16 protein-coding genes, 1 tRNA gene and 1 pseudogene are annotated in these 14,401 nt (G+C 39.2%); 15 read left to right on the top strand and 3 right to left on the bottom strand.

The window, feature by feature from the left end; translation table 11 throughout:
* Positions 1–284 precede the first annotated feature (284 nt).
* The 3 genes from treP (at position 285) to treR (ending at position 4,198) form a co-directional block, all read left to right on the top strand.
* Positions 285–1,691, top strand: coding sequence for a PTS system trehalose-specific EIIBC component (gene treP / locus ACQYAD_RS09310; RefSeq protein WP_430237547.1), 1,407 nt, complete (start codon positions 285–287; stop codon positions 1,689–1,691).
* 83 nt (positions 1,692–1,774) lie between these two features.
* Positions 1,775–3,460 (top strand): alpha,alpha-phosphotrehalase, encoded by a 1,686-nt coding sequence (treC, locus tag ACQYAD_RS09305; RefSeq protein WP_430237545.1) that lies wholly within the window; start codon positions 1,775–1,777, stop codon positions 3,458–3,460.
* Between the two features lie 21 nt (positions 3,461–3,481).
* Entirely contained in the window at positions 3,482–4,198 is a 717-nt protein-coding gene (gene treR / locus ACQYAD_RS09300) for a trehalose operon repressor (protein WP_430237542.1), read from the top strand.
* 67 nt (positions 4,199–4,265) lie between these two features.
* On the opposite strand, the gene ACQYAD_RS09295 is transcribed toward treR, so the two are convergent.
* Both ACQYAD_RS09295 and ACQYAD_RS09290 read right to left on the bottom strand, forming a co-directional pair.
* Positions 4,266–4,766, bottom strand: a complete 501-nt coding sequence (locus ACQYAD_RS09295; RefSeq protein ID WP_430237539.1) for a spore coat protein — start codon at positions 4,764–4,766, stop codon at positions 4,266–4,268.
* Positions 4,767–4,850: 84 nt separating this feature from the next.
* Positions 4,851–5,159, bottom strand: coding sequence for a hypothetical protein (locus ACQYAD_RS09290; protein WP_430237536.1), 309 nt, complete (start codon positions 5,157–5,159; stop codon positions 4,851–4,853).
* A 266-nt stretch (positions 5,160–5,425) separates the two neighbouring features.
* On the opposite strand from ACQYAD_RS09290, the gene sirA reads away from it, so the two are divergent.
* The 5 genes from sirA (at position 5,426) to ACQYAD_RS09265 (ending at position 8,227) form a co-directional block, all read left to right on the top strand.
* Entirely contained in the window at positions 5,426–5,866 is a 441-nt protein-coding gene (sirA, locus tag ACQYAD_RS09285; RefSeq protein ID WP_430237534.1) for a sporulation inhibitor of replication protein SirA, read from the top strand.
* Positions 5,867–5,940: 74 nt separating this feature from the next.
* Entirely contained in the window at positions 5,941–6,153 is a 213-nt protein-coding gene (locus ACQYAD_RS09280) for a YneF family protein (RefSeq protein WP_430237533.1), read from the top strand.
* Between the two features lie 235 nt (positions 6,154–6,388).
* Positions 6,389–7,096: a cytochrome c biogenesis CcdA family protein gene (locus tag ACQYAD_RS09275; RefSeq protein ID WP_430237531.1), complete on the top strand. Its 708-nt coding sequence runs from the start codon at positions 6,389–6,391 to the stop codon at positions 7,094–7,096.
* A 139-nt stretch (positions 7,097–7,235) separates the two neighbouring features.
* Positions 7,236–7,595, top strand: coding sequence for a response regulator (locus ACQYAD_RS09270; RefSeq protein ID WP_430237529.1), 360 nt, complete (start codon positions 7,236–7,238; stop codon positions 7,593–7,595).
* A gap of 155 nt (positions 7,596–7,750) precedes the next feature.
* Positions 7,751–8,227: a CcdC family protein gene (locus ACQYAD_RS09265; RefSeq protein WP_430237526.1), complete on the top strand. Its 477-nt coding sequence runs from the start codon at positions 7,751–7,753 to the stop codon at positions 8,225–8,227.
* 87 nt (positions 8,228–8,314) lie between these two features.
* Here the strand turns inward: ACQYAD_RS09265 and ACQYAD_RS09260 are convergent, their stop codons facing one another.
* Positions 8,315–8,740, bottom strand: a complete 426-nt coding sequence (locus ACQYAD_RS09260; protein ID WP_430237523.1) for a DUF2621 domain-containing protein — start codon at positions 8,738–8,740, stop codon at positions 8,315–8,317.
* 274 nt (positions 8,741–9,014) lie between these two features.
* On the opposite strand from ACQYAD_RS09260, the gene ACQYAD_RS09255 reads away from it, so the two are divergent.
* From ACQYAD_RS09255 to ACQYAD_RS09225, 7 genes and pseudogenes are all read left to right on the top strand, one after another.
* Positions 9,015–9,111 (top strand) — tRNA-Sec (locus tag ACQYAD_RS09255).
* Between the two features lie 198 nt (positions 9,112–9,309).
* The gene (locus ACQYAD_RS09250; RefSeq protein WP_430237520.1) at positions 9,310–9,453 is read left to right on the top strand and encodes a hypothetical protein; all 144 of its coding nucleotides are present in this window, start codon (positions 9,310–9,312) and stop codon (positions 9,451–9,453) included.
* A gap of 123 nt (positions 9,454–9,576) precedes the next feature.
* Positions 9,577–9,759, top strand: coding sequence for a Fur-regulated basic protein FbpA (locus ACQYAD_RS09245; protein ID WP_430237518.1), 183 nt, complete (start codon positions 9,577–9,579; stop codon positions 9,757–9,759).
* Positions 9,760–10,228: 469 nt separating this feature from the next.
* Positions 10,229–11,095, top strand: a pseudogene (locus tag ACQYAD_RS09240) (aldo/keto reductase).
* A 26-nt stretch (positions 11,096–11,121) separates the two neighbouring features.
* Positions 11,122–11,250, top strand: coding sequence for a hypothetical protein (locus ACQYAD_RS09235; protein ID WP_430237516.1), 129 nt, complete (start codon positions 11,122–11,124; stop codon positions 11,248–11,250).
* A gap of 315 nt (positions 11,251–11,565) precedes the next feature.
* Positions 11,566–13,071 (top strand): glycoside hydrolase family 32 protein, encoded by a 1,506-nt coding sequence (locus tag ACQYAD_RS09230; RefSeq protein WP_430237605.1) that lies wholly within the window; start codon positions 11,566–11,568, stop codon positions 13,069–13,071.
* 345 nt (positions 13,072–13,416) lie between these two features.
* Positions 13,417–13,968 carry a shikimate kinase gene (locus ACQYAD_RS09225; protein WP_430237514.1) on the top strand — a complete coding sequence of 184 codons (552 nt, stop codon included), beginning with the start codon at positions 13,417–13,419 and terminating at the stop codon, positions 13,966–13,968.
* The last annotated feature ends 433 nt before the right edge of the window (positions 13,969–14,401 follow it).

Below are 14,401 nucleotides of genomic sequence, written 5' to 3'. Positions count from 1 at the left end.
TTTAAAAAGGGGGGGTTGACGTGCTTGTATATACAGGCTATACTTTAAAACATAGATTGTATATACAAGTAATAGAAATGTAAGCGGTATTTTAGTGAAAAAATGGGATCTTCTACGGATTGAAATCTCGAAGACATAGAGACGTTTAATTCGGAACAAATTCGGAAAAATAAGCTTAAGTGTGCACAGTTTACCGAAAAAACGTTCTTTTTTTGCTAAAAGGAAAGCGGTTTCGAAGGAAAGGTCGAATAGAGAAAGAATGACCAAAATCAGGAGGGAACAACATGGAACTGAAGAAAGCGGCAGAAGAAATCGTTGAAGCAGTAGGGGGAAAAGAGAATATTGCTGCAGCAACTCACTGCGTAACACGCCTTCGCTTTGCACTAAAAGACGAGGGGCTTGTCAACAAAGAAGAACTAGAAAATATTGATCTTGTAAAAGGATCCTTTTCGGCTAACGGACAGTTTCAAGTGGTTATTGGCCAAGGAACAGTTGATAAGGTATATGACGAAATGGTTCGCCAAACGGGGGTTGGTGAATCAAGCAAGCAAGATGTAAAAGATGCTGCTGTAAACAACTTAAATCCATTGCAGCGGGCAATTAAAACCTTGGCAGATATTTTTATTCCCATTTTACCTGCGATTGTTACAGCCGGTTTGTTAATGGGGATTAACAATATCCTTACAGGGCCAGGAATTTTTTATGATAAGTCTTTCGTTGAAGTTCACAAAAACTGGGCGGATTTTGCCGGAATTATTAATTTAATAGCGAATACATCTTTCGTCTTTCTCCCAGGGTTGATCGGCTGGTCGGCTGTTAACCGTTTTGGTGGTAATCCACTCTTAGGGATTGTACTCGGCTTGATGCTTGTCCACCCGGATTTATTAAATGCATGGGGCTGGGGAGCGGCAGAAGCGAAAGGACAAATACCAACATGGGACTTATTCGGTTTAACGATTCAAAAAGTTGGTTACCAAGGACAAGTATTACCTGTTTTAGTGGCATCATGGGTTCTTGCAAGTATTGAAAAATTCTTACGTAAACGGATTCCAGATTCATTGCAATTACTGCTTGTTGCACCGATCGCTTTATTGGTTACTGGATTTTTAGCGTTTATCATTATTGGACCTATTACCTTTACAATCGCACAATGGATTACAACATTGTTTGTTGGAATTTTCCACAATGCACCGGCTATCGGCGGCTTAGCCTACGGTATGATTTACGGTCCGCTTGTCATTACAGGGATGCATCATACGTTCCTTGCAGTTGACCTGCAATTAATCGGCAGCACGGGAACAACATTCTTATGGCCGATTCTCGTTATGTCAAATATTGCACAAGGTTCTGCAGCTTTGGCAATGGGATTATTGGCAAAAGACGAGAAACTAAAAGGATTATCGTTTACATCTGCTGTTTCCGCATACTTGGGCATCACTGAACCGGCTATGTTCGGGGTAAACTTACGCTTCCGGTATCCGTTTATCTCCGCAATTATCGGGGCAGGTATTGCCGGAATGTTCATTACGATCAATAAAGTAGTGGCTCCGTCAATTGGTGTGGGCGGTCTCCCTGGATTTTTATCGATTGTACCGCAAAAATGGGCTCCATTCTTTATTGGCATGGCCATTGCGATCATTGTACCGATCGTTCTTACCTTTATATGGGGAAAAGCAAAGAAACAAAAATAAGGAAAAGGATACCATTGGCATATTCTCTTTTGCCAATGGTCTCTTTCATATAGCAACTAAGAATACTTTACGGCGGTGATAGTGTGTCAGAACAATGGTGGAAAAAATCAGTAGTGTATCAAATTTACCCAAAGAGCTTTAAAGATACAAGTGGTAATGGAGTTGGAGATCTACAGGGGATTATCACAAAACTAGACTATTTAAAAACGTTGGGCGTTGACGTTATATGGTTAACGCCAATTTATGCTTCACCACAAAAAGATAATGGATACGACATCAGTGATTACTATTCGATCCATCAAGAATATGGGACAATGGCTGATTTTGACCAGCTTTTAACAGAAGCACATGAGCGGAACATCAAATTGATTATGGATATTGTTGTAAACCATACCTCGACAGAGCATGAGTGGTTCCGTGAGGCAAGTAAATCAATAGACAATCCGTTCCGCCAATTTTATATTTGGAAAAACGGTAAGGAAGACGGAAGTGAGCCGAATAACTGGGAATCGAAATTTGGCGGTTCAGCATGGCAATTTGACGAGCAAACAGGTCAATATTATTTGCATCTGTTTGATGTAACGCAAGCGGACTTGAATTGGGAAAACAACGAAGTGCGCAAAAAAGTCTACGAAATGATGAATTTTTGGCTTGAAAAAGGAGTAGATGGCTTTAGGCTTGATGTGATCAATCTCATTTCCAAAGACCAGCGCTTTCCGGACGATGACGGCACAGTACCTCCAGGGGACGGGCGAAGGTTTTACACAGATGGCCCCCGTGTGCATGAATTTATGAAGGAAATGAACAAGGAAGTTTTTGCGCGCAATGATGCCATGACAGTTGGCGAAATGTCTTCCACAACCATTGAAAACTGTATTCAATATTCCAATCCAGATAGCCATGAATTGAGCATGACATTTAATTTTCACCACTTAAAGGTGGATTATGTAAATGGCGATAAGTGGACGCTAGCTGACTTTGACTTTTTGGCATTGAAAAAAATATTGTCAAAATGGCAAGTCGAAATGCAGCGGGGCGGCGGTTGGAACGCATTGTTCTGGTGTAATCATGATCAGCCGCGAATTGTTTCCCGTTATGGGAATGATGGTGAATTCCGCGTCGAATCTGCGAAAATGCTGGCGACAACAATCCATATGATGCAAGGGACACCCTATATTTATCAAGGCGAAGAAATCGGTATGACCAACCCGAAATTTACATCCATTGACGACTATCGCGATGTGGAATCTCTTAATATTTATCAAATCAAAAAAGAACAAGGAATGCCTGAGCAGGAAATTTTGGAAATTTTAAAAAGCAAATCGCGTGACAATTCGCGTACGCCTGTGCAATGGGATGCAAGTAAACACGCCGGTTTTACGAGTGGAACACCATGGATACACCCGGCAAACAATTATCGCGAGATTAATGTGGCCAATGCGCTTGAAGATCGGAATTCAGTTTTTTACCATTATCAAAAGCTGATCCAGCTTCGAAAAGACTATGAGATTATTACGACTGGAGAATATCAGCTTTTAGTAGAAGAGGACAAACGCATTTTTGCCTATGTGAGAAAAGCGGAAAAGGAAACATTGCTGGTTGTAAGCAATTTTTATGGATCAGAAGCGGAGTTTTCCCTCCCGGAAAAGGTGAAAATTGAAGGGTTTACTCGACGCATTTTGCTGTCAAATTATCCGGATTCCTCGGATCAATTTGAGAAAATGACGTTAAAGCCATATGAATCGATTATTTTTCACCTGAAAAAATGATACAATAAATTGGGTGATTTGATGGTGAAGAATAAGTTTCAAATGATTTATCAGGAGATTGCGGCGCAGATAGAGGATGGTGTTTATCCGAAAAATTCAAGGCTCCCGTCAGAAAATGAGTTAGCGGAAAAATACGGGACATCGCGGGAGACTGTTCGAAAGGCGCTCAATCTTCTGTCGCAAAATGGCTATATTCAAAAGATTAAAGCAAAAGGTTCGATCGTACTTGATATCGGGCGGTTTGATTTTCCAATATCTGGACTTGTCAGTTTTAAAGAAATTAGCGAACGGGTGGACAAGCCGTTCCATACGACCGTCTATGAGCTCTATTGCATGAAACCGGATGAGTTTATTCAAAGACAGTTAAACTTAACGCCAAAAGATGAAGTTTGGAAAGTTGTGCGCTCAAGAGAAACAGAAGGCGAGAGAATTATTCTTGATATAGACTACTTCAATAAAAAGTTTGTACCTTCCTTGACGAAAGAAATTTGCGAAAAATCGATTTATCATTATTTGGAACATGAACGGCATTTAAACATCAGTTTTGCCAAAAAAGAAATTGTCGTTGAGGAATGTACACCTGAAGATCAAAAGTTTCTTGATTTAAAAGGCTATCAGCACGTCGTTGTTGTCCGCAATTTTGTTTATTTGGATAATGCGAGACTATTTCAATACACGGAATCAAGGCACCGACTGGATAAATTTCGGTTTGTTGATTTTGCTAGAAGAAGCAAGTGAGTATGGAGGCGCAAAGGGGCATACCCCTTGCGCCTAATTTATTTGTGTAAACCTGGAGACGCTGTGTTTAAAGAACTTCCAATTCCACGACTAATGCAAGCAACAGTTGCAAGAGAACTTGGATGTTGAGGGCGATTTGCGTGTCGGTCGTCGTAACATTGACATTTTTGGAGTTTTCAATGATCGTTTTTTGCAAGGTTACTTGCTGAACTTGCGAAGATTGCAACAATTCCTGGGTAATTTGTTCTGCCATCTGACCGTCAGCAATGGATAGGCGAACAACGACAAGAATTGCAGCTTGCAATGCAGCTTGAAGGGAAAGAGCTGCCTTTGTATCGGTCGTATTCACAGTAACATCACAAGAATCTTTAATTAAAATCCACTCTTGAGACAATTGATTCATCACTTGAGTTTGATTTGCTTGTTCAGTTGGTGCATGGTTGGCACAAAACTCTGCCATTGGGTGCTCCCTCTCAGGATCTAATGCTGACCAGCGTCGCTCCCGGTACTGGGATGGACAGACTAATTCACTCCCAACATCTCCTGCTCTACAAGTTCTTCTTACCATTTGAATTCCTCCCTTGTTTGATTTCCTTTCTAGCGTATGCTTGTCTACTATTTCCGGTTTGGACAAAACGACAACAGCAATCGTTTATTTTCTTCGATTCCGTTTCCGAAATTTAATTTCATTCCATTGATTCGAACTTGCTTGCGATTGGTTTCCTGCTAGCGGTGAAGGGGAAACAGGCGGATCGTTTTCAGTTATTTTTTTCTGCAGGTGATTAACTAGGTATTCTGCTCGATCTTTCAATGAATGGATCGATTCATTTAGCAGTTTCCGCTCTTGTTCACTTAATGAAGGTCTTTCCGTTGTAACCCCATATTTTTGTAAGGTTTTTGCAACGAGCAGCCTAAGGAGATTAGCCTGTGCATTTTGAATGTCCGCATTTTTTGAATCCATTTTTCAATCCCACCTTTTACAAATTCTTTAATAGAGTATGTTAGTAAAATAAAAAGGAATAAGCTAAAGGTGGAATTTATAGTGAAATGGTCATTTGCCATTGAGCTTCACGTTTGGTTACAAAATTCGATCGATTTATTGTGGCAACTTTTTGAAATTTATGAATTTCGACAATAATAGTGAAAGTTTTCTCCACCGTCAGACAAATGTTTTAGTATGCTTTTCTTATAATAGGAAAAAGAGGATCGTACGAAGGAGAGATTGTGGTGAGAAAATATCAACTCTATTTGATAGAAGATGAATTTGCCGCGCATTACTTCGGAAGAGAGCGGATGTTTTTCCAGCTTTTTCAGGAATACGGATTCGCAAAGGGAGAACTAAAAAACATTATTAAAAAACAAATTCACTATATTACGAAACCGCTACACGCCCTGAAAATCCGCCAGCTTATTCAGCAGCAGCTCGGTAAACGAAGAGGATTCCAATACGATCATGAGTCTTACATAATTGAATTGAACGGCAGACAAAGCAGAGCGGAATTGGAGATTCACGGGAATATGGTAACGATCGAAGCGTTCGGAAGCTATGAAGCAGAAACGATTTTTTTTGAGGTTCTAAGAAAATGTGAGCCATCCTTCTTGGCAATCGATTTTGAACATCAGCGATTCGGCTGGTTAAAACCGATTAAAGAAAGAAAATTTGTCTAATTGAATCAGATATTGTATTGTGGAGCAGATTTTAGTACACTGTAAATTAGACAACATGAAGGAGGAAAAATGCAATGGTGACCACGATTCTAGTAGGTATACTGGCTTTGGCAGCTGGTGTGGCACTAGGTTTTTTCATTGCTCGCAAATATATGATGAGCTATTTAAAGAAAAATCCGCCAATCAATGAGCAAATGCTGAAAATGATGATGATGCAAATGGGAATGAAGCCGTCCCAGAAGAAAATCAATCAAATGATGCAGGCAATGAACAAGCAGATGAAATAATTGGGACAAGCACTCATATGTATGGGTGCTTTTTTCATTATGAAAAAATGACCCCGATGTCATGTCTTTTTAAAAGTCGTGATTTTTTCGGGAAGGCAGTCATTACCAATTCAATGGCTGGAATATACTTTATTATATTGTTGGATCAGCAACATTCGGAATGAAATAAATCATTATCTTTTCGCGGTGGATTTTGGTAGAATTAAATGGAATACGATGAAGTGGGAGTGTTGAAATGGCGGATGTAAACATTTTTCTAGCTTTCGGAGCAGGGTTTTTAAGCTTTATCTCTCCATGTTGTTTACCTCTATATCCCGCTTTTTTATCTTACATTACAGGCATGTCTGTTGGTGAGTTGAAAAGTGAGAATGTCATGCTGCAAAAGCGAAGTTTGCTACATACTTTATTTTTTCTAATCGGATTTTCAATTATTTTTATCGCAATTGGCTTCGGGACATCGCTGATCGGCAGCTTTTTCCGAGAATACCAAGACTTGATTCGCCAACTGGGCGGAATCTTTATCGTTTTCTTCGGACTGATCGTAGTTGGTCTGTTCAAACCTGAATTTATGATGAAAGACCGCCGGTTTGAATTTAAAAACCGTCCGTCGGGCTATATTGGCTCTGTATTAATCGGAATGGCATTTGCTGCGGGCTGGACGCCGTGCACCGGGCCGATTTTGTCCTCTGTCATCTTGCTTGCCGCATCGAAGCCGGAATTTGGTGTCTTATACATGACCGCTTATTCACTCGGTTTTGCGATTCCGTTCTTTATTCTGTCCTTTTTTATTGGCCGTATGGGCTGGATCCGAAAACACAACACAAAGATTGTAAAAATTGGCGGATACATTATGATAGTCATGGGACTTGTGTTATTCTTTGACTGGATGACAAAAATCATTATCCTTTTTCAAGGAATGTTTGGCGGCTTTACCGGATTCTAATGCTTGAAATAACGGCTGTCACAGTTCGGTTCATTTGAATTTTCTGCAAAGATTCGCTATATTTGAGTGTAGTATATAGGAGAGAATCGAGCTGCGTAATTTAAATTGACACTAGACGACGGCACGAGGGGGAAATGCGGTGGCAAGAATATTCATCGTCGATGATGCAAAATTTATGCGGATGACATTATCCACTATTTTGACAAATGCTGGCCACGTAGTTGCCGGCGAAGCAGAAAATGGCAAAGAGGCGGTTGCAAAGTACCAGGAATTAAAGCCGGATCTTGTTTTGATGGATATAACGATGCCTGAAATGAGCGGTCTTGAAGCGGTCAAGCTGATTCGCAGCGAATTTGCCGACGCGAAGATCATCATGTGTTCCGCAATGGGTCAGCAGAAAATGGTGGTTGAGGCAATTGAGACGGGGGCAAAAGATTTTATCATAAAACCATTCGATGAAAGCCGCGTACTTGAAGCAATCAATAGAGTTTTAAAATAATAAGCCATTTTGGAATCTCCAAAAATGGTTTTTCATTTTTGTTCGTTGCTGCCAAATTGGCTCGTAATTTTTACGTTAAACACTTTGTAATTGTTTTTTTATTAATTTCGCGAAATTTGATTGAAACTAAATTTGACAAGGAATGGATGTATTCTATGAACATGGTTGTTGTGTCATCAGTTGGCGCTGCTCTAATGGCGGTTTTTGTTTTGTTTGTCCGGTTGAAGGCAGCCAAAAAGCCCGCATCAGTGAAAAAAATTGTCTTGCCGCCCATCTTTATGTCAACAGGTGCTCTTATGTATATAATTCCCGACTTCAGGCTTACACCAGCAGAAATCGTTGAAGCGGTCATTGTCGGCATGCTGTTCTCGATTTTTTTAATCAAAACGTCCAAGTTTGAGATTCAGGGTAATGATATTTACTTAAAACGTTCGAAAGCCTTTGTCTTCATTTTAATCGGCCTTTTAATCATTCGCATTGTTGCAAAGTCCATCCTCAGCACATCAATTGACTACAAGCAGCTCGGCGGAATGTTTTTCCTGCTTGCCTACAGCATGATCGTTCCGTGGCGCATCGCAATGTATATTAATTACAAAAAACTGCATCACCAATTAAAAAACATTAAGTTGTAACCAACAAAGAGGGAAAGGGGGAGAAGGTAGTCTCCCCTGCATAAAAGTCCTGTTGAAAAATAAAAGGCCGTCCGGGACAAAGACGGTTTAGAAGAGATGTTCATAGGGAGTGACATCGATTTGTTTTTCATTTAGCTGTTTGCGCAGAAATTTATGGTCGCGCTTAGGTGTTGCTTGAATGTAGCCTTTAATGACAAGATCCTTTGTGATTTTCGGTGCTTGTTCTTTCAAGGCCAGTTCACCGATTTTCCCGGCAATCTTGTGCTTCGCTACATCGCGAAATAACTCTGGAACCGGGCTGACAAGCTCATTCAGCAATTGCTTTTCATCATCATGCCAAAGGTGGAGCGATTGCTGCACATAATGCTCTTCCCAATCCATAACCGATTTACCGTCTTCTTTAGGCAGTTGTTTTAAAAATTTCCGAAACATAAAATAGCCGCCGATCGCAAAAGAGCCAATCAAGAAGAGGGTCCAAAGCAAAATAAACCACATAAACCAGCCATGAAGCATATGTACTCACCTGCACCAGTCATTTTACTATTATTATAGATGCAAATTTGCAGTGAAGACAAGAAAGGAATACGAAAATTTACAATTGTGTGAACAAAATACCGATCCAATTCCTCGGTTAATTTCAAGAGAATTATTTGAATACTCCATCGGAAACTTCACTTCGCTGGTGAAGATTGCTGGAAAACTATATTGAAAATTCGACAATTAGGTGAATACTATTGAAAAACACCGATTGTTTCAAGTATAATACAAAAGTCGCTATTTTCATTTCGGGGCTGAATGGGGTACTGGTGTCCTCCACGGTCTTCAAAACCGCTTGTGACCAGCGTGCCTGGTCAGGTGGGTTCGATTCCCACGCAGTCCCGCCAATATTGCTTACAGCCGCAAGGGTTTGAGCCATAGCCTGCCCTTTGCAATGATATAAACATACATAGGGATTTCCGCACAGTCTTCGACCAGTTTTAGGGAAGATTGTTTGGGACTGGGATAGAAGACTGATTGAGACTTATCAAAGAAGACTGTTTAGGTTCGTAGCTCGCTTAATTAATATTAAGGGGGCTTTTGTTATGCAAAAAAGGACAGTTAGCAGGAAATTTAAGAGGGAACAATCAGCACCGAAGACAAATGAGCAGACTTACACCATGACAGAGATGTTTGAAAATTCACACGGCACTGTATTGTTTGAGAGTGCCTTTATTATTTGGTTTTAATTCTTACTTTACATATAGGAATTATAAGTTTATAATACAATTAATCAAACAAAAAATTAATCAGATAGAATGTAAAGTTGCTTAATTAAGGAAGGTTTTGTAAATCGGAAGGGGTATTTTTTAATGAGAAAACATGAAGAGAAAAAGAGGCAAAAACTTATCAATAAATTAATTTTTTTAAACGTGTACAATAAAGAAGATCATCAGCTTTACAAGCTGCCAATAGCAAAATTAGAATCTGAGTATAGGAAATTTAAATTGCAAAACCATCCGCATGGTGAGTTTGGTTCTATCCAATTGGTATAAAGTGGATTTTCCTTGTATAATGAAACGAGCGGAGTTTCATGGTCAGTCGTCGGACGAATTAATACTATAATCAGCAAGGGGACTGACCTCCGAACTACTTGCTACCACAAATGATTTTGTATTGCAGCCCTCGTTCTTTCGCCTGAGCCGCTAAGGTAATTCCAAATGGCTCCGTCCCAAAAATTAATTCCATCCACCATTGCAATCCCTCAGTTTTAAGATTGATCCCCAAACGAATTTATGCTCCAACAAGCCAAAGGGCTGCCCCCTAGTAACCCAGATACTCAACAATGTTAATTGAATTGTTGAGTAATCAACATATTGCGTTCATTTAACTATTGATACTAGCTTGTTTCTCTTTATAATTGAAAACAAATGTTGAATAATCAATTACTATTGACAAACCGTCATTAAGCTAACTGCCCTTTTTGACTATTAGAAGCAAAGTAAAAACAGGCGGTTATTTAACATGGAATATCGTACAGTGGGGAAAACAGGAATTCAAGTCTCACATTTATGCTTTGGTGCAATGTCTTTTGCTGGAGATGCTGACGAAGCAACATCTAAGGCGATGTATAAACGTTGTCGGGAAGCTGGTATCAATTTTTTCGATACAGCCGATGTTTACGGGCGTTCAGAAGAAATTCTAGGAGAATGCATCGCTCATGAACGAGATGAAATCGTTTTAACGACCAAAGTGTTTTGGAATACCGGAGCAGATGTAAATGCAAAAGGTTTGACGCAAAAACATATAATGCAAGGGATTGAAAATAGTCTGCGCCGCTTAAAGACGGATTATATTGATTTTTATTTTGTCCATGATTTTGATGAATAAACTCCTATTGAGGAAACACTAAGAACACTTGATGATTTACAGCGGCAAGGAAAGATTCTTTACCCCGCCGTTAGCAATTGGGCAGCATGGCAAATTACCAAGGCGTTAGGGATTTCAGCAAAAGAGCAACTGGCTCGTTTTGAATTGATCCAGCCAATGTATAACTTGGTTAAACGCCAAGCAGAAGTAGAAATTTTTCCATTGGCAAAGTCAGAACAAGTAGGAGTCATTCCTTACAGCCCGCTTGGTGGCGGCCTTCTTACAGGTAAATATGGGGTAAATAAACGTCCTAAGAAGGGTCGTCTTGTAGAGAATCCCCGCTACAAAGACCGGTATGGTGCTAGTGAAGATTATGTGACAGCTGAAGAATTCACCAAGTATGCACAAAAACACGGTGTGAAACCGGCAACATTAGCAGTTGCTTGGGTAATGGCCAACCCAGTAGTTACTGCCCCTATTATTGGTGCGCGTAATTTAGGTATTAGTCGAGACCCCTCGTGACTTCAGTCGTGGATTGTTGACATCAATTGGAAGATGCCTTAGCTGCAGCTGATTTTAACATGACAGAAGAAATGTATGCTGAAATCTCCAATTTATCAAGAACGCCTTCGCTCGCAACAGATCGAACAGAAGTATTGACTGGGAAATGGAAGTAAAATAGAAGGAATTTTGAAACTTTTCCTAAAGAATGGCAACACCTGTTTAAGGTGTTGCCTATTTTTAAAATTTATGAGGTTTTTTCTCTGCTAATTTGTCCAGAGGTGAAGGTCAAAGCACCTTTGGCTTCAGTTAAAGTGCACCAATAAATCATATTCCTGCTGATTCCATTTTTATCAATCCTTTTTCGAAATTATACAATTCCAAATTATTTCGTGTAAAATAGCAGTAGGTTGAAACAAGCTGATTTTTTTATTCTGTTATGGAAATGTTTCAATTGCTGATAGTCACAACCTAAGGAGAATGCGTTATTGATGAATCCTAAAGAAAATGAATTGCATAATTTGGAAGAATATTATACAGAAGCTTTTCGACCACAGTTTCATTTTTCACCTCATGCCTATTGGATGAATGATCCGAATGGAATGGTTTATTTTGAGGGGGAATACCATCTTTTTTATCAGTATCATCCTTTTGATATAATTTGGGGGCCGATGCATTGGGGACATGCAGTCAGTCATGATTTGATTCATTGGGAGCACTTGCCAACCGCATTATTTCCAGATAAGAATGGAATGATCTTTTCCGGGAGTGCAGTTGTTGACCACCACGATTCTAGCGGTTTTTTTAAAGGCGGTTCTGGTCTTGTGGCGATTTTTACACATGCTGATCAATATCCAGGTTCAGGAAGGCCAAGACAAAGGCAAAGTATCGCATTCAGTGTTGATAGAGGGCGAACCTGGCATATGTATGAGGGGAATCCCGTATTATCAGATGAAAAATATCTTGATTTTCGAGACCCAAAAGTTTTTTGGCATGAAGAAACGAATAAATGGATCATGATACTGGCGGCAGGTGATCATGTTCGCCTTTATACTTCTTCTAACTTAAAATCTTGGGAATTTGCAAGTTCGTTTGGTGTTGATGCTGGGTCGCATAAAGGTGTATGGGAATGCCCGGATTTATTTAAGTTGCCGGTTGCACATTCTCATGATGATAAATGGGTCATGATTGTCAGTATTGGCGAGGATCCGGCATACCCTGAAGGATCAAGAACGCAATACTTTATTGGTGATTTTGACGGTTCAACCTTTCGAAATGAGAATCCGAACGAAACGGTACTGTGGCTTGATTACGGTAGAGATAATTATGCTGGAGTGACTTGGTCAGATCTTCCTGCTGAAGACGGGCGCCGTATATTTATCGGTTGGATGAGTAACTGGAAATATGCAAACAATACACCAACAAACAGATGGAGAAGTGCCATGACACTTCCTCGTGAATTGAAGCTTAAAAATACAACAAAAGGTGTAAGGCTGATTCAAACCCCGGTTGCTGAGCTAAGTCATCTTCGAGAAGAGGAGATGAAGCTGAATGATGTAATTATTCATCAAAGCCCGGATCCTATTTTTTCAGAAATAAACGGCAAATCATTCGAAATCATTGCCGAGTTCGAATTGGATTCTGCATCAGCGTTTGGGTTTAGCTTGCGAAAGTCAAAAAATGAAAAAACAGTCATTGGCTATGATGTCGGTAAACAAGAATTGTTCATTGATCGGATCAATTCAGGCGACACTTCTTTCAATCCGTATTTCCCGTGTAAACACACAGCAACGCTCAAGCCAAAACAGAGTCGAATAAAACTGCATATTTTTGTGGATTGGTCTTCTGTCGAAGTTTTTGCGAACAATGGAGAGCTGGCAATGACCGATTTGATTTTTCCAAATGATACAAGTGAAGGATTAGAAGTATTTGCACTTGACGGCAATGTTACACTGGTATCGTTACAGTTCTATCCTTTAAAGTCTAGTTGGAGATAACATTGAACTATGTACCCTTATCAGATTGAAGAAGGAGAATTTCTTGGAACACGAAAGTAATTGTTATTTTGGACAAAAATATACTGCAACGGTTTTTTCTGTCTAGATCTGACAGCCAGCTGGCTCCTTGCATAAACATGATCAATCCTGCTTGATTCTCTTTGTTATAAAAGTACCAAGTTCCAGTTTATTATGGTACAATAAAATAAATATTCTTAAAAATGTAGCATTTGTATAAGTATATATTTTTTAGTTGTTGAACGTTAATAAGATGGGTAAAATTCTAATTTAAAAAATATAAAATGGATATCTTTGATGTAACCATGAGAAAGAGAGCTTTATTTTATGAAGAAAAGAGTATCAATCAGGGAGAAAAGTATTGTCTTTATTGGGTTTATGGGTGTTGGAAAAACAACTGTTGGTGAATTAGTTGCCAAAAAATTATATAGAAGTTTTATTGACATAGATAAGGAAATCGAAAAGTTCTTTAACATTCCGATTGTTGATGTTTTTAAAATAGTTGGAGAGAAGGCATTTCGTGAAAAAGAAAAGGAAATAATAAAAAACTTCTGTACCCAAAAACTAAAAGTGATTTCATTAGGTGGAGGGGCGTATTTACAAGAAGAAGTCCGAAAGGTAACATTAGAAAATTGCATCGTTATTTTTTTAGATATCAATTGGGAAACTTGGAAAGAAAGATTGAATATAATCATTGATAGTCGACCGGTTTTACAGGGGCTTACGATGGAAGAAATAGAAGAATTATTTTATAAACGGCAGGCAATCTATAATTCTCATCATTCCAAGCTTGAAACCGACCATTTAAATGCCGACGAAATTGCCGATGATATTGTCGAATCGTTAAAAACAGCATACGAAATTTACGATCCCCATTAATATCGTACTGTTTCAATTCAGAAAAGGACGAAAGATTGCTTTTCTGAATTTTTTTTCGTGTTTTGCGGATGATTTGTAAAATAGGTAAAAGTAAATTGCATTAGTGATTGTCCTCTTTATTATCTTCCAAGCATATTTTGTTTCCTCTAACTCCATATGTCTCCCAACCTGCAATCTTTTCTATTAAAAATAGCGAGAGTTCGCGGGTATTTATTTTACCGAATCTTTAAACCTAGTGATGGTTGCTTTCAGCCTAGTTATAGCCAAGCCAGTTTTTTAAATCGAATTTGTCACTTTTCTGTCACGGAATATACCTTAGTGGGTATGGTATAGTAAATTTGTAGTCGGGTAAGGGGTTAATGATTTATCTGTGAAGGCGCTTTAAAATAACGAGTTTTTAGTGCACAAAGCCGTTCTGAAATTCTTCACAAAA

The organism is Neobacillus sp. SM06 (assembly GCF_050496765.1).
GTDB lineage: Bacteria > Bacillota > Bacilli > Bacillales > Cytobacillaceae > JAEVLT01.
Note: the sequence above shows the minus strand (reverse complement) of the source record. Positions and strands in the feature narration are given on the sequence as shown.